This is a genomic window from Pseudomonas sp. GZD-209 (assembly GCF_049310485.1).
Lineage (GTDB): Bacteria > Pseudomonadota > Gammaproteobacteria > Pseudomonadales > Pseudomonadaceae > Aquipseudomonas > Aquipseudomonas sichuanensis.
The window spans coordinates 1-22,400 of sequence record NZ_JBMOWQ010000203.1 but is presented as its reverse complement, the minus strand read 5'-3'; the positions used below and the strand labels follow the sequence as shown (position 1 = coordinate 22,400).

Below are 22,400 nucleotides of genomic sequence, written 5' to 3'. Positions count from 1 at the left end.
CGCGGGGCAAGCCCGTGAAAGCCCTCGATCAACTCGTCTTCGACAACCGCTTCGCCCAGCTCGGCGACGCCTTCTCCACCCAGGTCCTGCCCGAGCCGATTGCCGAGCCGCGCCTGGTCGTCGCCAGCACATCGGCCATGGCCCTGCTCGACCTCGACCCGGCCCAGGCCGAACTGCCGGTGTTCGCCGAGCTGTTCGGCGGCCACAAGCTGTGGGAGGAGGCCGACCCGCGGGCGATGGTCTATTCCGGCCACCAGTTCGGCTCGTACAACCCGCGCCTGGGCGATGGCCGCGGCCTGCTGCTGGGCGAAGTACGCAACGACGCCGGCGAGCACTGGGACCTGCACCTCAAGGGCGCCGGCCAGACCCCCTACTCGCGCATGGGCGACGGCCGCGCGGTGCTGCGCTCGTCGATCCGTGAATTCCTCGCTTCCGAAGCCCTGCACGCCCTGGGCATCCCCAGCAGCCGCGCACTGTGCGTGATCGGCTCGAGCACCCCGGTGTGGCGTGAAACCCGCGAAAGTGCCGCCATGCTCCTGCGCCTGGCCCAGAGCCACGTGCGCTTCGGCCACTTCGAATACTTCTACTACACCAAGCAGCCCGAGCAGCAGCGGGTGCTGATCGACCATGTACTGGAGCAGCACTACCCCGAATGCCGCGACGCCGAGCAGCCCTACCTGGCCATGTTCCGCACCATCGTCGAGCGCAACGCCGAGCTGATCGCCCGCTGGCAGGCCTATGGCTTCTGCCATGGGGTGATGAACACCGACAACATGTCGATCCTCGGCATCACCTTCGACTTCGGCCCTTACGCCTTCCTCGACGACTTCGACGCCAACTTCATCTGCAACCACTCCGACGACCGTGGCCGCTACAGCTACGCCAACCAGGTACCGATTGCCCACTGGAACCTCAGCGCCCTGGCCCAGGCCCTGACCACGGTGATCGAGGTCGAGCCGCTCAAGGAAGTGCTGGCGCTGTTCCTGCCGCTGTACCAGGCCCATTACCTCGACCTGATGCGCCGCCGCCTGGGCCTGACCACGGCCGAAGATGACGACATGGCGCTGGTCGAACGCCTGCTGCAGCGCATGCAGAGCGGTGGCGTGGACTACACGTTGTTCTTCCGCAAGCTCGGCGAGCGGCCAGTGGCCGAAGCGCTGCAGGTGGTGCGCGACGACTTCATCGACCTGGCCGGTTTCGATGCCTGGGGCGCCGAGTACCTGGCGCGCTGCCAGCGCGAGCCGGGTAACGCCGAGGGGCGGCGTGAGCGGATGCATGCGGTCAATCCGCTGTATGTGCTGCGCAATTACCTGGCGCAGAGGGCCATCGAAGCGGCTGAGGCGGGTGACTACAGTGAGGTGCGGCGGCTGCATCAGGTGTTGAGCACGCCGTTCGAGGAACAGGCCGGAATGCAGGCTTATGCCGAGCGCCCACCAGAGTGGGGCAAGCACCTGGAGATCAGCTGTTCTTCCTGAACATCTCCCCATTTTGAAAGATGACCCGTGGGAGCGGGCTTGCCCCGCGATAGCGTCAGCCGCTGCAACAACACTGCCTGATCTGACGTCATCGCGGGGCAGGCCCGCTCCCACAATGCCCCTTTGGAGCTATTCATGACTGCACCCCTGGTTATCCCCTGCCCCCACTGCAACGGCCTCAACCGCATACCCGCCGACCGCCTGGGCGACAGCCCGAAATGCGGCCGCTGCAAACAGGAGGTGCTGTTGAGCACCCCGTTCGAGCTGAGCGAAAGCAATTACGCCGCCCAGATCAAGGGCGACCTGCCGCTGCTGCTGGATGTCTGGGCCGACTGGTGTGGGCCGTGCAAGAGCTTCGCCCCTACCTTCGAACAGGCCGCCCGCCAGCTGGCTGGCCGTTGCCGCCTGGCAAAGCTGGACAGCGAAGCCAACCGCAACCTTGCCGGGCAATTGGGCATTCGCTCGATCCCCAGTCTGATTCTGTTCAGGAATGGGCGCGAAGTGGCGCGCCAGGCGGGGGCGTTTCCGTTGCAGTCGTTGCTGGAATGGTTGCGCGGGCAGGGGGTTTGAGGGGATTGCGTCAGGGCTGACAGGGGTTCGCCGATAGATATGCAGCGCTCTTGAGATCGAGCGCCGCCCGCGCGGCGCATCGCGGGACAAGCCCGCTCCCACATCTGTTTCGGGCCAATGAGTCCTGTGCAAGTACCGCTGCCGCCTTGGTGCATGCCTTGAGTCATGTGGAGCAGCATCAGCGACCACGCCAAAACCGCGTCGTACCAACAAGGCGGACCAGGTAATGGCACAGGAAAAACTGGCCCGAAACAAATGTGGGAGCGGGCTTGTCCCGCGATGCGCCGCGCGGGCGGCGCTCGATCTCATAGGCGCTGAAGAGCTTTCGGCGAACCCCTGAAAGCCTTCACGCACTCCGCTCCAACAGATCATGCAACTCAACAAACTGCTGAGTCAGCTTATGCCGTGGCTCCAGGTGGATCAGCGGCAAGCTGGCATGGTGAGACTCACGCATCTTCACCGAGCTGCTCAAATACACCGGCAGCACCGGCAGCCCCTCGGCCAGCAGTTCGTCGAGCATCTGCTGCGGCAGGCTGGCGCGTGACTGGAACTGGTTGACCACGATGCCTTCGACCACCAGCTCGTCGTTGTGGTCTTCCTTCAAATCGTCGATCTCAGCCAGCAGGCCGTACAGGGCCTGGCGCGAGAAGCTGTCGCAGTCAAAGGGGATCAATACGCGATCAGCGGCGATCAACGCGGAAACCGCGTAAAAATTGAGCGCTGGCGGGGTATCGATGTAGATCCGCTCGTAGTCTTCGTCCAGCTCTTCGAGCAGTTTGCGCAGCTTGTTGATCTTGTGCTTGGCCTCGAGCTTGGGCTGCAGATCGGCCAGCTCTGCCGTGGCAGTGACCACATGCAGGTTGTCGAACGGTGTTTCGTAGATATCGACCTTGTTCTTCTTGGCGAACGGGCCGCTGGACAACGACTGCTTGAAGAAGTCGGCGATGCCCATGGGGATGTCGTCGCCGGTCAGGCCGGTCAGGTACTGGGTCGAGTTGGCCTGGGCATCCAGGTCGATCAGCAGGGTCCGGTAGCCTTCGCTGGCACTCACGGCCGCGAGATTGCAGGCAATGCTCGATTTGCCCACGCCACCTTTCTGATTGAACACCACGCGCCGCATGTCAGACCTCCGTGTATCAACGAATGCCCGAGTATGTGGCGACACTGCGCCATTGGCCAGCGTTGTTCGCTCAAGTGGACGGCAGGCAGCCCGACAATCAGCGCGTAACCGACTGTCGGAAACTGTGCAGCCATGCAAGAGGACATGACGCATATGCGTGTGGATGTTGTCCGATAGCCATCATGTGGATTGATACAGGTCCCGTGCACCGGGATAATGCGCGCCACCTTCCCGTGCGCCAAGCCCGCACGGCGCGTGCTCCGAGTCATTCCCACGGACAGGAACTCCCTCAGGGCGGAAACGTCACACTCATCATGATCACCTTCGACATCAGCCAATGGCGTGCCTGGGCCCCAGGCCTGCAGAGCGCTGCCGACTGGCAGGCCTGGGCGGACGGCGCCGAACCCGAGCCCTGTGCCGAGCAGGCGCCGGACGTGGCGTTCCTGCCGGCGTTGCAGCGCCGCCGCCTGAGCCATATGGCGCGCATGGCCTTTGCCGTCGGCTGGCCCCTGGCCGAAGGTCACGCCAACCTGCCGCTGGTGTTCGTCTCGCGGCATGGTGAAACCCCACGCACCTTCTCGATCCTCAGCGAACTGGCCAGCCAGCAGCCCTTGTCGCCGACCCAGTTCAGCCTGTCGGTGCACAACGCGATGATCGGCCTGTGGTCGATCATGCGCGGGCAAACCTGCGAGATGACCGCCCTGGCCGCCGCCGGCGACGGCTTCGAGCAAGGCGCCGTGGAAGCCGCCGCGCTGCTCGCCGAAGGCGCACCGGCGGTGCTGCTGATCGTCACCGAAGAACAACCCCCGGCCGCCTACGCGCCCTGCATCAGCGATGTGCCGTTCGCCTACGCCGTGGCGCTGCTGCTCACCCCCGGCCAGCAATGGCAGTTGTCCCTCGGGCCGGCACACACGGCGCCAGCCGCCGAGCTGCCCCATGCCCTGGCCTGGCTACGCGCCTCGCTCAACGGCCAGAACGCCTTTTCCCACACCTGGAGCCGTCGCACATGGAACTGGCAACGTCAGCCATGAACCGCCCCCGCGACGCCTACCTGTGGCGCCTGGCGGCCACCGCCCTGAGCTTCCTGCTGTTCGGCCTGGGCGGGCTGTGCCTGCGCCTGCTGGTGTTCCCGCTGCTGGCCTGCCTGCCGGGCAATGGCGAACAGCATCGCCAACGCGCCCGGCGCACCATCGGCTGGCTGTTCTGGCGGTTCATCCTGATCATGCGCGGCCTCGGTGTGCTCACCTTCGAGATCAGCGGCGCCGAACGCCTGGGCCGGCGCGGGCAGATGATCATCGCCAACCACCCTTCATTGATCGACGTGGTGTTCCTGCTCGGGCAGGTGCGCGACGCCAACTGCGTGGTCAAGCACAGCCTGTTCGGCAACCCCTTCACCCGTGGGCCGGTGCGCGAGGCGCAGTACATCGGCAACGACGGCAGCCTGGACATGCTCGACAGCGCCGCCGCCTCGCTGCAGCAGGGCCAGCCGCTGGTGATCTTCCCCGAAGGCACCCGCACCCCGCCCGGCCAGGCCCCGGCCTTCCATCGTGGCGCCGCCGCGATCGCCCTGCGCGGTGCGAAAATCATCACACCGGTGATCATCCAGGTCAGCCCCACCACCCTGACCAAGCACGAGCCCTGGTACCGCATCCCCCGGCGGCGCGTGCACTTCAGCCTGCGCGTCGGCGCCGACATCGACCCCCAGGCCTTCGCCAGCCTTGGCCCACCGCCCCTGGCGTCGCGCAAACTCAATGATTACCTGCACCAGTACTACAACAAGGAGCTCGCCACCGATGAGCGATGCACAACACGACCTGAACCGTGACATCAAGCAACTGATCATCGACGCCCTGGGCCTGGAAGACATCAGCGTGCAGGACATCGACGACGCGCAGACACTGTTCGGCGAAGGCCTGGGCCTGGACTCGGTGGACGCCCTCGAACTGGGCCTGGCGATCCAGAAGCGCTACGGCATCAAGATCGACGCCGATGCCAAGGACACCCGCAGCCATTTCACCAACGTCGCCACCCTCGCGGCGTTCATCACCGCCCGCCAGGCCGCCTGAGACCGCACCATGCAAACCCGCGAAGACATCTTCAACACCCTCCGTGACGCCCTGGTCGAGCTGTTCGAGCTCGAGCCCGAACGCATCAGCCTGCAATCGCACCTGTACCAGGACCTGGAAATCGACAGCATCGACGCCATCGACCTGCTCGACCACATCAAGCGCAAGACCGGCAAGAAGATCAGCGCCGAGGACTTCAAGTCGGTACGCACCGTCAACGATGTGGTCGAAGCGGTTCATCGCCTGGTAAACAGCGCGGCATGAAACGCCTGGTCGGCCTTGGCCTGCTGCTGGCCGGCGTGCTGTATCCGTTTGCCGTGCACTACGGCCTGGGCCACTTCGCCCCGTGGCAGTTCGCCTTGCTGCTCGGCGGCCTGTGGCTGGCCCGCGCACTGAGTGCCCCACAACGCCCCGGCGGCCTGTGGATGGCACTGGCGGCACTGGGTTTCTGCGCGCTGCTGGCGCTGTCCGACAGCGCGCAACTGCTGCGCTGGTACCCGGTGCTGATCAGCAGCTTCATGCTCGGCCTGTTCGGCACCAGCCTGATGCAGGGCATGCCCATGGCCGAGCGCCTGGCGCGGCTGCGCGAACCCGAACTGCCACCGGCAGCGGTGCGCTACACACGGCGAGTGACCCAGGCCTGGTGCCTGTTCTTCCTGGTCAACGGCCTGATCGCCGCCGGCCTGACCCTGTGGGCGCCGCTGGCCTGGTGGACCCTGTACAACGGCCTGATCGCCTACGCCGCGATGGGCCTGCTGTTCGCCGTGGAATGGCTGATACGTCAACGTGTGCGAGGACGCTCATGAACTGGATCAACCTCGAACACCTGTTGCGCCCGCTGGCCACTGTACGCCCGGTGACCGAGGCGCCGGCCCTGGACCATGCCGCGCTGTGCCGCCAAGCCCTGCGCCTGGCCGGCGGCCTGCAAGCCCGCGGCGTACGCCGCCTGGCGGTGCATGTGGACGACGCCGCGACGCTGGCCATCGCCCTGCTCGGCGCCTGGCGCGCCGGGGCGCAGGTGCTGCTGACCGCCGACCTGCAAGCGCAGACCCGCGCCCGCTGGCAGGCCCAGGTCGACCTATGGCTCAGCGACCAGCCGGGCGACCCACAGCTCGAAGACCTGCTGGGCGAACCACTGGCCAGCGCCGACCTCGACCCCGACCAGTGCCGCATCAGCCTGTGCACCTCGGGCTCCAGCGGCGAGCCCAAGCGCATCGACAAATGCCTGCGCCAACTGGGCAACGAAGTCATCGCCCTGGAGCAGTTGTGGGGCCCATCGTTGGGCGATGCGCACATCCTCGGCAGCGTCGCCACCCAGCACATCTACGGCCTGCTGTTCCGTGTGCTGTGGCCGCTGTGCGCCGGGCGCGGCTTCGCCCGCAGTGCCCAGCCGTTCCCCGAAGACCTGCAACGCGCCAGCCGCGAACACCCGGCGTTCGCCTGGGTGGCCAGCCCGGCGCTGCTCAAGCGCATGGGCGACAACCTCGACTGGCCCGGGCTGAGCGCGGTGCGGCGGGTATTTTCCTCCGGCGGCGAACTGCCCGCCGAAGCCGCCGAACGCCTGCACCAGCGCCTCGGCCAGTGGCCGACGGAAATCCTCGGCAGCTCCGAAACCGGCGGCATCGCCTGGCGCCAGGGTGAAGCCCTGTGGCAGCCGTTCGCCGACGTGGTACTCAGCCAGGATGCCGACGGCGCCCTGCGCATCGCCTCGCCCTACCTGCCCGTCGGCCACGTCGAGCAAAGCGCCGATGCCGCCGAGTTCGCCAGCGACGGGCGCTTCCGCCTGCTCGGCCGCCTCGACCGCACCGTCAAGCTGGAAGAAAAACGCATCTCCCTGCCCATGCTCGAACAGGCCCTGTGCGCCCACGCCTGGGTCGCCGAGGCGCGCCTGGGGGTGATCGAAGAAGGCCGCGCCTTCCTCGGTGCCCTGCTGGTGCCAAGCGCCGAAGGCCTGCATGCGCTGCGCAACCAGGGGCGCCGCGCACTGCTGGAGGGTCTGCGTGCGCACCTGGCCGAACACTGCGAGGCCATCGCCCTGCCCCGGCGCTGGCGCCTGCTGCGCCAGCTGCCGTGCAACGCCCAGGGCAAGCTGCCCCAGGCCGAGGTCACGGCGTTGCTGCTGGCCGCTCGCAGCCAGGCCCCCGAGGTGCTGGCACAGGCCCGTGAAGACAACCAGCTGCAACTGCGCCTGGCCGTGCCACTGGACTTGCCCTGCTTCACCGGCCATTTCCCGCAGACCCCGGTATTGCCCGGCGTGGTCCAGCTCGACTGGGCCATCGCCCTCGCTGCGCCGCTGCTGGCCGCCAACCTGCGCTTCGCCGGCATGGAAGTGCTCAAGTTCCAGCAACTGGTGCGCCCCGGCGACGCGCTGCAGCTGGACCTGCGCTTCGAGCCGGAGCGCGGCAAGCTGTACTTCAGCTACACCCGCGCCGGCCAAGCCTGCGCCAGCGGCCGCATCCTGCTGGAGGCCGCCAGTGCATAAACCCTGCGCGGTGATCCCGGTGTACAACCACGAACAGGCCGTGCCCAAGGTGGTCGACGACCTGCTGCGCGCCGGCCTGCCCTGTGTGCTGGTGGATGACGCCAGCCATGCCCCGTGCGCCGAGGTGCTGCGCCAGCTGGCCAAGCGCGCGGACGTGCACCTGGTGCAACTGGCGGTCAACCAGGGCAAGGGCGGCGCGGTGATGGCCGGCCTGCGCGAGGCCGCGCGGCTGGGCTTCAGCCACGCCCTGCAGGTGGACGCCGACGGCCAGCACGACCTGGCCGATGTCGGCCATTTCCTGGCCCAGTCGCAGGTTTATCCACAGGCGCTGGTGTGCGGTTATCCCCAGTACGACGACAGCGTGCCCAAGGGCCGCCTGTATGCCCGCTACCTCACCCACGTGTGGGTGTGGATCAACAGCCTGTCACTGGCCATCCCCGACTCCATGTGCGGTTTTCGCGTCTACCCGCTGCCGCCCACCCTGGCGCTGATCGACAGCGTCAAGCTGGGCCGGCGCATGGACTTCGACCCCGAGATCCTGGTGCGCCTGGCCTGGCGCAACCAGCCGATGCGCTGGCTGCCGACCCGGGTGCACTACCCGCAGGACGGCCTGTCGCACTTTCGCCTGGTGCACGACAACGCGCTGATCTCGAAAATGCACGCCAAGCTGTTCTTCGGCATGCTCCTGCGCAGCCCACTGATTCTCTGGCGGCGGTGGCGGCGATGAGCGAGCAGCACTGGGCCGCGCAACGCGAGCGCGGCAGCTTTCGGCTGATGCAACTGACCGCGCTGCTGGCACGCCTGCTCGGGCGCCGGCTGCTCAGCCCGCTGATCCATGTGATCGTCGCCTACTTCTTCCTGTTTGGCCGGCGCGCCCGGCGCAGCGCCTGGCAGTACCAGCAGCGCCTGCACCGGTACAGCGCCGGGCAGACGCCAGCGCCCAGCCAGTGGCAGGTGTTTCGCCAGTTCATGGCCTTCGCCGACGCCCTGCTGGACAAGCTCGACGTGTGGAACGGCCGCCTGCGCCTTGAAGACATCGATATCGTCGACCCGGCCGGATTGCGCGGGCAACTGCGCGGCAAGCGCGGGCAACTGCTGGTGGGCGCCCACCTGGGCAACCTGGAGGTATGCCGGGCGTTGGCCGAACTGGGCGAGCAGGTGACCATGAACGTGCTGGTGCACACCCGCCATGCCGAACAGTTCAACCGCCTGCTCGGCGAGGCCGGGGCCACCCACCTGCGGCTGATCCAGGTCAGCGAGCTGGACCCGGCGATCATGCTGCAGCTCTCGCAACGCCTGGAGCGCGGCGAGTGGCTGGCGATTGCCGGCGACCGCGTGCCGCTGCATGGCGCGCGCACCGCCACCGTGGACTTTCTCGGCCAGCCGGCCGCGTTCCCGCAAGGCCCGTGGCTGCTGGCCGGGCTGCTCGGTTGCCCGGTCAACCTGCTGTTCTGCCTCAAGCTCGACGGCCGCTATCAAATCACCCTGGAACCTTTCGCCGAACAGCTGCAATGGCGGCGTGCCGAGCGTGACCAGGTGATCCAGCAATGGACGGCCCGCTACGCCGAGCGCCTGGCCCATTACTGCCGCCAGGCGCCCCTGCAGTGGTTCAATTTCTACCCTTTCTGGAAGAGCGATGACGATGCAACCCCATGAGCCTGTCACCTTCGGCGAAGCGCCGCTGGCCATCGAGGACGTGCTGGCAGTGGCCGAGCGCCGTGCCGCCAGCCGCCTGCAGGACGACGCCGAGTACCGCGAACGCATCGCCCGTGGCGCGCGCTTTCTCGACACCCTGCTCGACCAGGAAGGGGTGATCTACGGGGTCACCACCGGTTACGGCGACTCCTGCGTGGTGGCCGTGCCGCTGGAGCATGTCGAAAGCCTGCCGCGTCACCTGTACACCTTCCACGGCTGCGGCCTGGGCCGCCTGCTCGATGCACCGAGCACCCGCGCGGTGCTGGCGGCGCGCCTGCGCTCGCTGAGCCACGGCGTGTCGGGGGTGCGCATGGAGCTGCTGGAGCGCCTGCAACTGTTCCTCGAACACGACATCCTGCCGCTGATTCCCGAAGAGGGCTCGGTGGGCGCCAGCGGCGACCTGACGCCGCTGTCCTACGTGGCCGCCACCCTCTCCGGCGAGCGCGAGGTGCTGTACCGGGGCGAGCGCCGCAGCAGTGCCGAGGTGCACCGCGAGCTGGGCTGGCAGCCGCTGGTGCTGCGACCCAAGGAAGCGCTGGCACTGATGAACGGCACCGCGGTGATGACCGGCCTGGCCTGCCTGGCCTTCGCCCGCGCCGACTACCTGCTGCAACTGGCCACGCGCATCACCGCGCTCAACGTGATCGCCCTGCAGGGCAACCCGGAGCACTTCGACGAACGCCTGTTCGCCGCCAAGCCGCACCCGGGCCAGACCCAGGTGGCCGCCTGGCTGCGCCAGGACCTGGCCATCGACGCGCCGCTGCCGTCGCTGCACCGCCTGCAGGACCGCTACTCGCTGCGCTGCGCGCCCCATGTGCTCGGCGTGCTGGCCGACAGCCTGGGCTGGCTGCGCGGTTTCATCGAAACCGAGCTGAACAGCGCCAACGACAACCCGATCATCGACGGCGACGCCGAGCGCGTGCTGCACGGCGGGCACTTCTACGGCGGGCATATCGCCTTCGCCATGGACAGCCTGAAAACCCTGGTGGCCAACGTCGCCGACCTGCTCGACCGCCAGCTCGCACTGCTGGTGGACGTGCGCTACAACCACGGCCTGCCAAGCAACCTGTCCGGCGCCGAGGCCGAGCGGGCCATGCTCAACCACGGTTTCAAGGCCGTGCAGATCGGCGCCAGCGCCTGGACCGCCGAAGCCCTCAAGCAGACCATGCCGGCCAGCGTGTTCTCGCGCTCCACCGAATGCCACAACCAGGACAAGGTGAGCATGGGCACCATTGCCGCCCGCGACGCCCTGCGGGTGCTGGAGCTGACCGAGCAGGTCGCCGCCGCCACCTTGCTGGCGGCCAACCAGGGCGTCTGGCTGCGTGCCCGTCAGGCCGACGCCCGGCCGTTGCCGCCAGCGCTCGAACAGATGCACCAGCTGCTGCTGGCCGACTTCGCCCCGGTCATCGAGGATCGCGCCCTGGAACACGACCTGCGCCTGTGCCTGACCCGTATCGGCCAGCGCCACTGGAGGCTGCATGCGTAACCCCGGGGTGTTTCACGTCGACAGCGAAATCGTCGTGCCGTTCTTCGACGTGGACAGCATGCACATCGTCTGGCACGGGCATTACGTCAAGTACCTGGAAGTCGCCCGCTGCGCCTTGCTCGAGCGCCTGCAGCACGATTACCGAGGCATGCAGGCCTCCGGTTACCACTGGCCGGTAATCGACCTGCAGCTGCGCTACATCCGCGGTGCCACCTTCGGCCAGCGGCTGAGCGTACGTGCCAGCCTGGTGGAGTGGGAGAACCGCTTGAAGATCCATTACCTGATCAGCGATGCCGAAACCGGCGAGCGCATGACCCGTGCCAGCACCGTGCAGGTAGCCGTGCATATCGACAGCGGCGAGATGCAACTGGCCTCGCCACAGGTGATGCTCGATGCGGTTGCCAAGGTGTTGCCATGAGTCGCCCTTTCTTGAGCCTGCGCAGGCTGTTGTGGGAGCGGCCTTGTGCCGCGAAAGGGTCGCGCAGCGGCCCCAGGTTTTCGGCAGTGATGCACAGATTGCTGGGGCCGCTCTGCGGCCCTTTCGCGGCACAAAGCCGCTCCCCCAAAAGCACAGCCCGCGTGCTGGCTGCATTTGCATTGCTGCTCGCCAGCCCCCTGACCCTGGCCTTCAGCCTCGACGACCTGCAAAAGCAGCTCAGCCAGCCCGCCGTGGTCAAGGGCCCGTTCATCCAGGAAAAGCACCTGCGCGCCCTGCCCCAACCGCTGCTGAGCAAAGGCCGCTTCGTCCTCGCCCGTGACCACGGCCTGCTGTGGCTGCTGGACACCCCGCTGCGCCAGGATTACCGCATCGACGCCCAAGGCATCGCCCGGCGCGACCCGAACGGCTGGCAAACCCTGCCCAGCCGCAGCGCCGGGGCCGAGCAGAACCGCCTGTTCTTCGCCGTGCTGCAGGGCGACAGCAGTGGCCTGCAACGTGATTTCGAACTGGCCCTGTCCGGCGACGCCGGGCACTGGCAACTGCGCCTGACGCCGCGTTCGCTACTGCTCAAGCAGGTGTTCACGCGCATCGACATCGCCGGCGGGCAGTACGTGGAGCGCATCGAGCTGAGCGAAACCCAGGGCGACAGCACCGTGCTGCGCATGCCGGCCAGCACGGCGGCAGCGGCCTTGAGCGACACGGAGCGCAGCGATTTTGCCGACTGAACGCCTGCTGCCGCGCCTGTTCCTCGGGCTGTTACTGGTGATGCTGGCCATTGCCGGCTGGCAGTGGCACCGCGGTGCGCCGCTGTCGGCCGACTTGATGACCCTGGTGCCCGGCGCCACCCAGGACCCGCAGGTCTTGCGGGCCGAGCAGCGCATGCAGGAGCCGCTCAACCGCGAAATGCTGGTGCTGGTCGGCCACCCCGAGCGTGAACAGGCACTGGCGCTGGCCGAGCGCCTGGCCACGCGCTGGCAAGGCAGTGGCCTGTTCGAAAAGGTCCAGTGGAGCCTGCAGACCGACCTGTCGGCGTTGCGCGCACAACTGCTGCAAGGCCGCCTGGCGCTGCTCTCGGCGAACGACCGCGAACAATTGATCACCCAGCCGCAGGCCTTCATCGAACAGCGCGTGCAAAGCCTGTTCGACCCCTTCGCCGGTTTCAGCCTGGTGCCCAGCCAGGACGACTGGCTGGGCCTGACCGGGCGCATCCAGAACAGCCAGCCGATGCCGGTCAACGTGCACCTGGACACCGCCAGCGGTGCGCTGATCGCCGAGGCCGACGGCCAGCAGTGGGTGCTGCTGCGGGCCCGCACCCAGGGCAACGCCTTCGACATGCACCTGCCGTTGCAGGTGGCCGAGCTGCTCGCCGCCAGCCGCCTCGACGCCGACCAGCACGGCGCCCGGCTGCTGGCGGCCAGCGGCCTGCTGTACGCCGCCGCCGGCCAGCAGCAGGCCAGCCGCGAGATCACCTGGGTCGGCGGTGGCGCCACGCTGGGCATCCTGCTGCTGTTGCTGTTGGCCTTCCGCCGCTGGCGCGTGCTGCTGGCCTTCGTGCCGGTGCTGGTGGGCATGCTGTTCGGCGCGGTGGTGTGCGTGGCGCTGTTCGGGCAGATGCACGTGATGACCCTGGTGCTGGGTTCGAGCCTGATCGGCGTGGCGGTGGACTACCCGCTGCACTACCTGTCCAAGAGCTGGAGCCTCAAGCCCTGGCACAGCTGGCCGGCCCTGCGCCTGACCCTGCCGGGGCTGAGCCTGAGCCTGGCGACCAGCGCCATCGGCTACCTGGCCCTGGCGTTCACGCCGTTCCCGGCGCTGACCCAGATCGCCGCGTTTTCCGCCGCCGGGCTGCTGGGCGCCTACCTCAGCGCAGTGTGCCTGCTGCCCGCGCTGCTTGCCGGCGTCGAGTTGCGCCCGGCGCAGTGGCCGCTGCGCATCGCGCAAACCCTGACCACGCTGCGTGAACGCCTGCTGGCCAAGGTGCCGAGCGGGGTGCTGCTGATCCTCGTGCTGCTGTTCTGCGCCGCCGGCCTGTGGCGCCTGGACAGCCGCAACGACATCCGCCAGTGGGTCGGCAGCCCGCCGCAGTTGCTGCAAGAGGCCCAGGCCGTGGCGCGCATCACCGGCTACCAGCCCACCAGCCAGTTCTACCTGGTGCGCGGCAACGACCCGCAGCAACTGCTCGAACGCCTGCAGGCGCTGAGCGGCAAGCTGGGCGAACTGGTCGAGCTGGGCAAGCTCAAGGGCTACATGAGCCTCAGCCAGCTGGTCGCCAGCCCTGCGCAACAGGCCCGGCTGCAACAGGCCCTCGGCCAGTTGCCGGCCCATTGGCAACCCTTGCTGGCACTGGGCGTGCCCGAGGCCGCGCTGACAGGCGAGCTGCAGCACCTGCAACAGCTGGCGCCGCAAAGCATCGACGCAGTGCTGGCCGGCCCGCTGGGCGAAGCCTGGCGGCCCTTGTGGCTGGGCCCGGACGGCGACGGCGTGGCCGCCATCGTCAGCCTGCAAGGCCTGGGCGACACCGCCTTGCTGCGCCTGCAGACCGATGACCTGCCCGGCGTGCAACTGGTCGATCGCCTCGGCGAGCTGAACCAGCTGTTCGCCGCCACCCAGCTCAGCGCCGCCGAACTCAAGCTGCTGTCGTGCCTGCTGATCGTGGTGCTGCTGGTGCTGCCGTTCGGCCTGCGCGGTGCCCTGCGCATCGTCGCCCTGCCGCTGCTGGCGGCGCTGTGCAGCCTGGCCAGCCTCGGCTGGCTGGGCCAGCCACTGACCCTGTTCAGCCTGTTCGGCCTGCTGCTGGTGACGGCCATCAGCGTCGACTACGCCATCCTCATGCACGAGCGCATCGGCGGCGCCGCCGTGAGCCTGCTGGGCACCCTGCTGGCGGCGGTGACCACCTGGCTGTCCTTCGGCCTGCTGGCGTTGTCGAGCACCCCGGCAGTCAGCAACTTCGGCCTGGCGGTAAGCCTGGGCCTGGCTTTCAGTTTCCTGCTGGCCCCCTGGGCCGCCACCCGCGAAGGAGCGCATCCACCGCCATGAACAGCAGCACGCCCAAGGCTTTTTTCAGCGACACCTATGTCGAGGAAACCCGTTTCGGCTTCTGGTTCCTGCGCAGCCACACCTGGCAGCACCATGTGCTGCGGGTGGCGATCAACGACCTGCGCCGGCTGTTCGACGGCAACCCGCCGGCCGCGCCGGTGCTGCTGGATGTCGGCTGCGGCCAGGGCAAGTCGTTCCGTCACCTGCACCAGGTGTTCGCCCCTTCGCGCCTGCTGGGCACCGACGCCGACCCGCACAGCCTGGCGCTCAGCGCCGCCGAGGCCGAACGCCTGGGCATCACGGTGGAACTGCATGGCAGCGACTGCGCCGCGCTGCCCTACGCCGACGCCAGTGTCGATATCCTGTTCTGCCACCAGACCTTCCACCACCTGGTGGAGCAGGAAAAAGCCTTGGCCCAATTCCATCGGGTGCTCAAGCCGGGCGGCTACCTGCTGTTCGCCGAGTCCACCGAGGCGTATATCGATACCTGGGTGATCCGCTGGCTGTTCCGCCACCCGATGCACGTGCAGAAGAGCGCCGAGGGCTATCTGCAGATGCTCAGCGCCCAAGGCTTCGAGTTTGCGCCACGGCATGTCTCGTACCCGTATCTGTGGTGGAGCCGCGCCAAGGACTTCGGCCTGCTCGAACGCTTCGGGCTGCGTAACCCGCCGCCGGTCGGGCAACGCGAAGAGACCTTGCTCAACGTGGTCGCGCGCAAAGCGCTGGAGACCCCATGAAAGCCTTGCTGGCCATGCTCTGCTGCCTGCTGCTCGGCGCCTGCGCCGCGCGGCCGCCCTTGCCTGAGCAAGCGCCCGCGCTGGAACTGCCACGCCAGTTGCACGTCGAACGGGAGCAGGCCGGGCAACGCCAGGACTGGCTGCTGGTGATCCAGCGCGAAGACACCCGCCTGCGCTGGTCACTGCTGGATCTGCTGGGCATCCCCCAGGCCCGCCAGTTACTCGATGGCCAGCAGTGGCAGGCCGACGGGCTGCTGCCGCCGAACCCGGCGGCGCGCGAACTGTTCGCCGCCGTGCTGTTCGCCCTGACCCCGGCGCAGCAACTGCCACAGGCTTACCCCCAGGCCCACCAGCAGGATGACCGTCGCTGGCTCGGCGAGCGCTGGCAGGTGCGCTACCAGGGCGCCGATACCTTTACCTTGAACCTGGGCCAAGGGCTGCGTTATCACGTCAGCCCCTTGCCCGACGAGAACACCCCATGAGCGCCTATCTCAATGCCCTGGGCCTGGTCTGTGCCCTCGGCCACGGCCAGGCCGACATCGCCCGCCGGCTGTTTGCCGGCGACTGTTCGGGCATGCTGGCGCAAGCGGGCTGGGTGCCCGAGCGCAGCCTGCCGGTGGGCGCCGTCACCACCCCGCTGCCCGAGCTGCCGCTGCCCGAGCACCACAGCCGCAACAACCAGCTGCTGTACAGCGCCGCGCTGCAGATCGAGCCGGCCATCCGTGAAGCGATCGATCGTCACGGCGCCCATCGGCTCGGCGTGGTGCTGGGCACCAGCACCTCGGGGATCGCCGAGGCCAGCGACGGCATCGCCCACTACCTGCGTGAGCAGCGCTTTCCCGAGGGCTACCAGTACGCCCAGCAAGAGCTCAGCGCCCCGGCCAACTTCCTCGCCGACTGGCTGCAACTGAGCGGCCCGGCCTATGTGATTTCCACCGCCTGCACCTCCAGCGCCCGGGCGCTGATGAGCGCGCGCCGCCTGCTCGACCTGGGGCTGTGCGACGCCGTGCTGTGCGGCGGCGTCGACAGCCTGTGCGGCCTGACCCTCAACGGTTTCAGTGCCCTGGAGGCGGTCAGCGACGCCCGCTGCAACCCGTTCTCGCGCAACCGCGCCGGGATCAACATCGGCGAAGGCGCGGCGTTGCTGCTGATGACCCGCGAGGCCAACCCACAAGGCCCGCGCATCGCCCTGCTGGGCGCCGGCGCCAGCTCCGACGCCCACCATATCTCGGCGCCGGAGCCCACCGGCAAAGGCGCCTTGCAGGCCATGGGCAAAGCCTTGGACAATGCCGGCCTTGCGCCCGCGCAGATCGGCTACCTGAACCTGCACGGCACCGCCACCGTGCACAACGACGCCATGGAAGCCCTGGCCGTGCACAGCCTGTTCGGCGCCGGCCTGCCCTGCTCGTCGAGCAAGCCCATGACCGGCCACACCCTGGGCGCCGCCGGCGCGCTGGAAGCGGCGTTCTGCTGGCTGGCCCTGAGCGGGCACAACCCGCAGGGCCTGCTGCCGCCACATGCCTGGGATGGCCAGCAGGACCCGGCATTGCCGGCCCTGGCGTTGGTCGATGGCAGCCAGCGGCTGACCGCGCAACACCCGCGGTACCTGATGAGCAACTCGTTCGCCTTTGGCGGCAACAATGTCAGCCTGATTCTCGGAGACGCCCCATGATCCCCTGGCCCCTGGCCGAGCTGCTGCCCCATGCCGGTGACATGATCCTCATCGAGCAGATCGACAGCTGCGACGACGAGCAGATCCACACCCGCACCACGGTGCGTCCAGGCGGCCTGTTCAACCGCGCCGACGGCAGCCTGCCGGCCTGGCTGGGCCTGGAGCTGATGGCCCAGAGCGTGGCCGCCTTCGCCGGCTGCCGCGCCCGTCGCCAAGGCCTGCCGGTGGAGCTGGGGTTTCTGCTGGGCACGCGCAAGTTCGAATGCGCCGTCGAGCACTTCCCCGTCGGCGCCGAACTGTTGATCCACGCGCAGCGCTCGCTGGAAGACGACAACGGCATGGGCGTGTTCGAATGCCACCTGCGCGGCCCCGGCATCCATGCCACGGCCCGCCTGAATGTGTACCGCCCGCCACAGCCCGACCGCTACCTGGCCGAAGCCGGCCCAGAGGAACCCCAGCATGACTGACAGCATTCTCGTTACCGGCTCCAGCCGTGGCATCGGTCGGGCCGTTGCCCTGCGCCTGGCGCAGGCCGGCTTCGACCTGGTGCTGCACTGCCGCAGCGGCCGTGCCGAGGCCGACGCCGTGGCCGCCGAAGTGCACGCACTCGGCCAACAGGCCCGGGTGCTGCAGTTCGACGTGGCCGACCGCGCCAGCTGCAAGGCGGTGCTGGAAGCCGATGTCGAAGCCCACGGCGCCTACTACGGCGTGGTGTGCAATGCCGGGCTGACCCGCGACGGCGCCTTCCCGGCGCTGAGCGACGACGACTGGGACCAGGTGATGCGCACCAACCTCGACGGTTTTTACAACGTCCTGCACCCGCTGACGATGCCGATGATCCGCCGCCGCGCGCCGGGGCGTATCGTCTGCATCACCTCGGTATCGGGGCTGATCGGCAACCGTGGCCAGGTCAACTACAGCGCCTCCAAGGCCGGCCTGATCGGTGCCGCGAAGGCCCTGGCGATCGAGCTGGGCAAGCGCCGCATCACGGTCAACTGCGTGGCCCCCGGCCTGATCGACACGGCCATGCTCGACGAAAACGTGCCGGTCGATGAACTGCTGAAGATGATCCCGGCCGGGCGCATGGGCACCCCGGAAGAAGTGGCCGGCGCGGTGAATTTCCTGATGTCGCCCGAGGCGGCCTACATCACCCGCCAGGTGCTGGCGGTCAACGGAGGGCTGTGCTGATGCGCCGCGTCGTGGTCACCGGCATGGCCGGCATTACCGCCCTGGGCAACGACTGGGCCAGCATCGCCGCGCATTTCGCCGCCGGGCGCAGCGGCATTCGGCGCATGGACGAATGGGACCGCTACAGCGAACTCAACACCCGCCTGGCTGGGCCCATCGACGACTTCCAGGTGCCCGCGCACTGGACCCGCAAGCAATTGCGCAGCATGGGCCGGGTATCGCGCCTGGCGGTGGCCGCCGCCGAGCGGGCACTGGCCGACGCCGGGCTGCTCGACGACCCGAGCATCCGTGATGGGCGCATGGGCGTAGCCTGCGGTTCGTCCACCGGCAGCACCGACGAGATCAAGACCTTCGGCAACATGCTGCTCAACTCCACCTCGGAAGGCCTCAACGCCAACTCCTACGTGCGCATGATGCCGCACACCACAGCGGCCAACATCAGCATCTACTTCGGCCTGACCGGGCGCCTGATCCCCACGTCCAGCGCCTGCACCAGCGGCAGCCAGGGCGTCGGCTACGCCTATGAAGCGATCAAGTTCGGGCGCCTGCCGCTGATGCTCGCCGGTGGTGCCGAAGAGCTGTGCCCCACCGAGGCCATGGTGTTCGACGCGCTCTATGCCACCAGCCTGAAGAACGACACCCCACAGCTGAGCCCCCGCCCCTACGACCTGGACCGCGACGGCCTGGTGATCGGCGAGGGCGGCGGCATGCTGGTGCTCGAAGAGCTGGAACATGCCTTGGCCCGTGGCGCGCGGATCCACGCCGAAGTGGTGGGCTTTGGCAGCAATGCCGACGGCCAGCACATCACCCGGCCAGAGCAAGTGACCATGCGCCGGGCCATGGAACTGGCGCTGGAAGACGCGGGCCTGGCGCCCGAGGCGATCGGTTATGTGAATGGCCATGGCACCGCCACCGAGCAAGGCGATATCGCCGAGACCCTGGCCACCAGCAGCCTGTTCGGGCCGCACATGCCGATCAGCTCGCAGAAGAGCTACCTGGGCCACACCCTGGGTGCCTGCGGCGCCCTGGAATCGTGGTTCAGCATCGAGATGATGAACCGCGAGCAGTACGCCCCCACGCTCAACCTCGACAATGTCGACCCGCAGTGCGGCGAACTCGACTACCTGCAAGGCGCCTTCCGCGCCATGAGCCACGAATACGTGATGAACAACAACTTCGCCTTCGGCGGCGTCAACACCTCGTTGATCTTCCGCCGCTGGCGCTGACCCGCAAAACCACGGAGTGAAAGGAATGACTCGGATCCACCGCACCCTCGCCTTGCTGGCCATGGCCCTGGTCTTCAGCGGGTGCACCAGCAAGCCGGTGTACAACGCCAAGGAAGACTTCGCCAGCAGCCAGAACTTCAGCGACGACCAGATGAAACGGGCGATCGTCACCGCGCTCAACGACCGCCAGTGGATCGTCCAGTCGGTGCGCCCGGGCATGGTCAAGGCGGCCATCACCGTGCGCGGCCGCCACCACGCCGAGGTCGACATCCCCTATACACCCAGCGAGTTCCAGATCGTCTACCGCAGCAGCTGGGGGCTGGACTACAAGGACGGCCAGATCCACCGCAACTACAACCGCTGGATCAACCTGCTGCGCGACAACGTGCTCAAGGAGCTGTCGAACAACCCGCCCATCAAGACGGTCCACGGCCCGGGCATGGTCAACCAGGGGGCGTGATCCGCTGCCCGCCCAGCAGTTCGGCAAAGGCGCGCGCCATCGCCGAGCCATCGCCGACACGCCGCACCAGCCACACGGCGGTGTCGGCGCCCTCATCCAGCAAGGTCCTGTAAACCACCCCGTCGATGCGCATGCGCTGGAACGACGCCGGCAACACCGACACCCCCAACCCCGCCGACACCAGGCCGATGATGGTCATCGCCTCGCCCGCTTCCTGGGCGAAGTGCGGGCTGAAGCCGGCCTGGCGCGCCAGGCTCAACAGCTGCGCGTGCAGGCCGCTGCCGTAGCTGCGCGGGAAGAACACGAACGGCTGGTCGGCCAGGGCCTGCATGTACAGGCCCTGCTCGCTGCCTGCGGCGAGTGGGTGCGAGGCATTGATCACCGCCACCAACGGCTCGCGCAGCAATTCGTTGACCTCCAGCCCCGGGGGCAAGGGCATCGGCCGCATCAGGCCGACTTCGATGGACTCGTCGAGCACCGCTTCGGCGACATCGCGGCTGCTCATTTCCTTGAGGTTCAGGTGCACCGCCGGGAACTGCTGGCGGAACGCGTGCAGCGCCTTGGGCAGCTTCGAGGTGAAGGGCGCCGAGGAGGTGAAGCCGATCTTCAGCTCCCCCAGTTCCCCCAGTTGCGCACGCCGGGCCACGTCGGCGGCCTTTTCCACCTGGGCCAGCACCTGGCGGGCTTCGTCGAGGAACAGCCGCCCGGCCTCGCTGAGCTCGACCCGACGGTTGGTGCGTTCGAACAGCCGCGCGCCCAACTCCTGTTCCAGGGCCTGGATCTGCTGGCTCAGCGGCGGTTGCGAGATGCCCAGTTGCTGGGCGGCGCGGCCGAAGTGCAGCTCTTCGGCCACGGCGATGAAATAACGCAGGTGACGCAGCTCCATGATCGGCTCCGAACAGGTCGTTAAACGTCTTAAACAGGTCGAACAATATATTGGATCTAATCATTAGCCAGCTATATGATTTTTCCATCGCAACGCCCCGAGGTACCCTCCGTGAGATCCGCCGTCGCCCCCCTGCCCGTCGAGCCCGAACCTGCCGTCAACGACATCTGGATCGAGAAAGGCACGCCCGCCTTCATGAAAACCGTGCTGGCGCTGTTCAGCGGCGGCTTCGCCACCTTTGCCCTGCTGTATTGCGTGCAGCCGATGATGCCGCTGCTGTCCCAGGAGTTCGCCATCAACGCGGCGCAGAGCAGCCTGGTGCTGTCGGTGTCTACCGCCATGCTGGCCGTCGGGCTGCTGGTGACCGGGCCGATTTCCGACCGTATCGGGCGCAAGCCGGTGATGGTCTGCGCCCTGCTCTGCGCGGCCCTGGCGACGCTCGCCAGCGCGGTGATGCCGAGCTGGGAGCTGGTGCTGGCCAGCCGCGCGCTGGTGGGCCTGGCGCTAAGTGGCCTGGCGGCGGTGGCGATGACCTACCTGAGCGAGGAGATCCACCCCCAGCACATCGGCCTGGCCATGGGCCTGTACATCGGCGGCAACGCCATTGGTGGCATGAGCGGGCGGCTGATCACCGGGGTGCTGATCGACTTCGTCAGCTGGCACACGGCGATGCTGGTGATCGGTGGCCTGGCATTGGTGGCGGCGGTGGTGTTCTGGAAGGTGCTGCCCGAGTCGCGCAACTTCCGCCCCCAGGCCATGAACCCGCGCAGCCTGCTGGACGGCTTCGTCATGCATTTCAAGGACGCCGGGCTGCCCTGGCTGTTCCTCGAAGCCTTCCTGCTGATGGGCGCCTTCGTCACCCTGTTCAACTACATCGGCTACCGCCTGCTGGCCGGCCCTTATCACATGAATCAGGCGCTGGTCGGCTTGCTCTCGGTGGTCTACCTGTCGGGGATCTACAGCTCGGCGCAGGTCGGCGCGCTGGCCGACAAACTGGGCCGGCGCAAAGTGTTCTGGGCCAGCATCCTGGTGATGGCCGGTGGCCTGCTGCTGACCCTGGCCAGCCCGCTGGCGCTGATCATCGTCGGCATGCTGGTGTTCACCTTCGGTTTCTTCGGCGCGCATTCGGTGGCCAGCAGCTGGATCGGCCGGCGGGCGCTGAAGGCCAAGGGGCAGGCGTCTTCGTTATACCTGTTCTGCTACTACGCGGGGTCGAGCGTGGCGGGGACGGCGGGTGGGGTGTTCTGGCACCAGTGGGGCTGGAATGGGATCGGGCTGTTCATAGGCAGCCTGTTGGCGGTGGCGCTGCTGGTGGCGGTGCATTTGAGCCGGTTGCCACCGAAAACAGCTTGAAAGCGTGGGAGCGGGCTTGCCCCGCTCCCACGAATTGAAGCATGGAGCTTCGGATCAGTTGATGATCTCGACGATATCCACATCCACTTCACGGCTCATCAGGTGCTTCTCCACCTCGCCGGTCAGCTTGACCTTGGTCTTGTCGTTGAACGGCGTCGGCGGCAGGTCTTCGTCGTCGATCTCGACGGTGATGGTGCCGGTGTTGTCCTTGAATTCGTAGCGGTCGTCGTTGTTGATCTTCTTGGTCACGAAGCCCTGCAGCACTACCGGGGTGTCATCGGCGGCTTCTTTGGCGGCGGCAACGGTGGTGACCGACTGGGCACCCGGGCCGGTGTAGCCGGCAGCCAGGGCAGCGGTGCTGAACAGTGGGGCGAGGATCAGGGGCAGGTAGCGGGCTTTCATGATGATCGGGTCCTGTTTGCGTTTTGATGGGACCAGATTACCGACGATCGCTGAATTGAAACTTAATGCAAAAAAATCGCGGGGCAAGCCCGCTCCCACGCCAACTT

Annotated in this window: 25 protein-coding genes; 22 read left to right on the top strand and 3 right to left on the bottom strand. The window is 67.6% G+C overall.

Translation table 11 applies throughout. The annotated features are described in order from the left end of the window. Positions 1-14 precede the first annotated feature (14 nt). Positions 15-1,475 (top strand): protein adenylyltransferase SelO, encoded by a 1,461-nt coding sequence (selO, locus tag ACO6VM_RS21445; RefSeq protein ID WP_401055602.1) that lies wholly within the window; start codon positions 15-17, stop codon positions 1,473-1,475. A 135-nt stretch (positions 1,476-1,610) separates the two neighbouring features. Continuing rightward, positions 1,611-2,045 (top strand): thioredoxin TrxC, encoded by a 435-nt coding sequence (gene trxC, locus ACO6VM_RS21440; protein ID WP_401055604.1) that lies wholly within the window; start codon positions 1,611-1,613, stop codon positions 2,043-2,045. A gap of 346 nt (positions 2,046-2,391) precedes the next feature. Here trxC and ACO6VM_RS21435 read toward each other — a convergent pair whose 3' ends face one another. Beyond that, positions 2,392-3,165 (bottom strand): ParA family protein, encoded by a 774-nt coding sequence (locus ACO6VM_RS21435; protein ID WP_110995334.1) that lies wholly within the window; start codon positions 3,163-3,165, stop codon positions 2,392-2,394. Between the two features lie 314 nt (positions 3,166-3,479). Between ACO6VM_RS21435 and ACO6VM_RS21430 the strand changes: the two genes are divergently transcribed. The 19 genes from ACO6VM_RS21430 to ACO6VM_RS21340 all read left to right on the top strand — a co-directional run bounded on the left by ACO6VM_RS21430 (position 3,480) and on the right by ACO6VM_RS21340 (position 19,652). Then, a complete protein-coding gene (locus tag ACO6VM_RS21430; protein ID WP_401055605.1) occupies positions 3,480-4,196 on the top strand; it encodes a beta-ketoacyl synthase chain length factor in 717 nt (238 codons plus the stop codon). After that, entirely contained in the window at positions 4,172-4,990 is an 819-nt protein-coding gene (locus ACO6VM_RS21425) for a lysophospholipid acyltransferase family protein (RefSeq protein ID WP_401055607.1), read from the top strand. Before ACO6VM_RS21430 ends, ACO6VM_RS21425 begins: the two co-directional genes overlap by 25 nt. Next, complete coding sequence (locus tag ACO6VM_RS21420; RefSeq protein WP_023632703.1) at positions 4,959-5,231, top strand: phosphopantetheine-binding protein; 273 nt, start codon at positions 4,959-4,961, stop codon at positions 5,229-5,231. The genes ACO6VM_RS21425 and ACO6VM_RS21420 overlap by 32 nt, the downstream gene beginning before the upstream one ends. Positions 5,232-5,240: 9 nt before the next feature. Beyond that, positions 5,241-5,495, top strand: coding sequence for an acyl carrier protein (locus tag ACO6VM_RS21415; RefSeq protein ID WP_110995337.1), 255 nt, complete (start codon positions 5,241-5,243; stop codon positions 5,493-5,495). Further along, entirely contained in the window at positions 5,492-6,037 is a 546-nt protein-coding gene (locus ACO6VM_RS21410; protein ID WP_390968221.1) for a hypothetical protein, read from the top strand. Before ACO6VM_RS21415 ends, ACO6VM_RS21410 begins: the two co-directional genes overlap by 4 nt. Next, positions 6,034-7,713, top strand: a complete 1,680-nt coding sequence (locus ACO6VM_RS21405; RefSeq protein ID WP_401055611.1) for an AMP-binding protein — start codon at positions 6,034-6,036, stop codon at positions 7,711-7,713. The genes ACO6VM_RS21410 and ACO6VM_RS21405 overlap by 4 nt, the downstream gene beginning before the upstream one ends. Continuing rightward, positions 7,706-8,440: a glycosyltransferase family 2 protein gene (locus ACO6VM_RS21400; RefSeq protein WP_401055613.1), complete on the top strand. Its 735-nt coding sequence runs from the start codon at positions 7,706-7,708 to the stop codon at positions 8,438-8,440. Before ACO6VM_RS21405 ends, ACO6VM_RS21400 begins: the two co-directional genes overlap by 8 nt. Beyond that, positions 8,437-9,369 carry a glycosyl transferase gene (locus ACO6VM_RS21395; RefSeq protein WP_401055615.1) on the top strand — a complete coding sequence of 311 codons (933 nt, stop codon included), beginning with the start codon at positions 8,437-8,439 and terminating at the stop codon, positions 9,367-9,369. The genes ACO6VM_RS21400 and ACO6VM_RS21395 overlap by 4 nt, the downstream gene beginning before the upstream one ends. Then, positions 9,350-10,894: an HAL/PAL/TAL family ammonia-lyase gene (locus ACO6VM_RS21390; RefSeq protein WP_401055617.1), complete on the top strand. Its 1,545-nt coding sequence runs from the start codon at positions 9,350-9,352 to the stop codon at positions 10,892-10,894. Before ACO6VM_RS21395 ends, ACO6VM_RS21390 begins: the two co-directional genes overlap by 20 nt. Then, positions 10,887-11,312, top strand: a complete 426-nt coding sequence (locus tag ACO6VM_RS21385; RefSeq protein ID WP_110995343.1) for an acyl-CoA thioesterase — start codon at positions 10,887-10,889, stop codon at positions 11,310-11,312. Before ACO6VM_RS21390 ends, ACO6VM_RS21385 begins: the two co-directional genes overlap by 8 nt. An 89-nt stretch (positions 11,313-11,401) precedes the next feature. Further along, the gene (locus ACO6VM_RS21380) at positions 11,402-12,058 is read left to right on the top strand and encodes an outer membrane lipoprotein carrier protein LolA (RefSeq protein WP_422403791.1); all 657 of its coding nucleotides are present in this window, start codon (positions 11,402-11,404) and stop codon (positions 12,056-12,058) included. After that, entirely contained in the window at positions 12,048-14,369 is a 2,322-nt protein-coding gene (locus ACO6VM_RS21375) for an MMPL family transporter (protein WP_401055621.1), read from the top strand. The genes ACO6VM_RS21380 and ACO6VM_RS21375 overlap by 11 nt, the downstream gene beginning before the upstream one ends. Further along, a complete protein-coding gene (locus tag ACO6VM_RS21370) occupies positions 14,366-15,106 on the top strand; it encodes a class I SAM-dependent methyltransferase (RefSeq protein ID WP_401055622.1) in 741 nt (246 codons plus the stop codon). Before ACO6VM_RS21375 ends, ACO6VM_RS21370 begins: the two co-directional genes overlap by 4 nt. After that, complete coding sequence (locus ACO6VM_RS21365; RefSeq protein WP_401055624.1) at positions 15,103-15,588, top strand: hypothetical protein; 486 nt, start codon at positions 15,103-15,105, stop codon at positions 15,586-15,588. The genes ACO6VM_RS21370 and ACO6VM_RS21365 overlap by 4 nt, the downstream gene beginning before the upstream one ends. After that, complete coding sequence (locus ACO6VM_RS21360; RefSeq protein ID WP_401055626.1) at positions 15,585-16,778, top strand: beta-ketoacyl-[acyl-carrier-protein] synthase family protein; 1,194 nt, start codon at positions 15,585-15,587, stop codon at positions 16,776-16,778. Before ACO6VM_RS21365 ends, ACO6VM_RS21360 begins: the two co-directional genes overlap by 4 nt. Further along, positions 16,775-17,245: a hotdog family protein gene (locus tag ACO6VM_RS21355; RefSeq protein ID WP_401055627.1), complete on the top strand. Its 471-nt coding sequence runs from the start codon at positions 16,775-16,777 to the stop codon at positions 17,243-17,245. Before ACO6VM_RS21360 ends, ACO6VM_RS21355 begins: the two co-directional genes overlap by 4 nt. Beyond that, positions 17,238-17,966 (top strand): 3-oxoacyl-ACP reductase FabG, encoded by a 729-nt coding sequence (gene fabG, locus ACO6VM_RS21350; RefSeq protein ID WP_401055629.1) that lies wholly within the window; start codon positions 17,238-17,240, stop codon positions 17,964-17,966. The genes ACO6VM_RS21355 and fabG overlap by 8 nt, the downstream gene beginning before the upstream one ends. Further along, positions 17,966-19,192 (top strand): beta-ketoacyl-ACP synthase, encoded by a 1,227-nt coding sequence (locus ACO6VM_RS21345; protein WP_401055631.1) that lies wholly within the window; start codon positions 17,966-17,968, stop codon positions 19,190-19,192. Before fabG ends, ACO6VM_RS21345 begins: the two co-directional genes overlap by 1 nt. A 25-nt stretch (positions 19,193-19,217) precedes the next feature. Further along, a complete protein-coding gene (locus ACO6VM_RS21340) occupies positions 19,218-19,652 on the top strand; it encodes a hypothetical protein (RefSeq protein WP_401055633.1) in 435 nt (144 codons plus the stop codon). Here ACO6VM_RS21340 and ACO6VM_RS21335 read toward each other — a convergent pair. Then, entirely contained in the window at positions 19,636-20,538 is a 903-nt protein-coding gene (locus tag ACO6VM_RS21335) for a LysR family transcriptional regulator (protein ID WP_401055634.1), read from the bottom strand. The genes ACO6VM_RS21340 and ACO6VM_RS21335 overlap by 17 nt on opposite strands. 111 nt (positions 20,539-20,649) lie before the next feature. Between ACO6VM_RS21335 and ACO6VM_RS21330 the strand changes: the two genes are divergently transcribed. After that, complete coding sequence (locus ACO6VM_RS21330) at positions 20,650-21,891, top strand: MFS transporter (RefSeq protein WP_401055636.1); 1,242 nt, start codon at positions 20,650-20,652, stop codon at positions 21,889-21,891. Between the two features lie 54 nt (positions 21,892-21,945). Here the strand turns inward: ACO6VM_RS21330 and ACO6VM_RS21325 are convergent, their stop codons facing one another. Then, on the bottom strand, positions 21,946-22,293 hold the full coding sequence (locus ACO6VM_RS21325) for a NirD/YgiW/YdeI family stress tolerance protein (protein ID WP_401055638.1): 348 nt from the start codon (positions 22,291-22,293) through the stop codon (positions 21,946-21,948). Positions 22,294-22,400 lie beyond the last annotated feature (107 nt).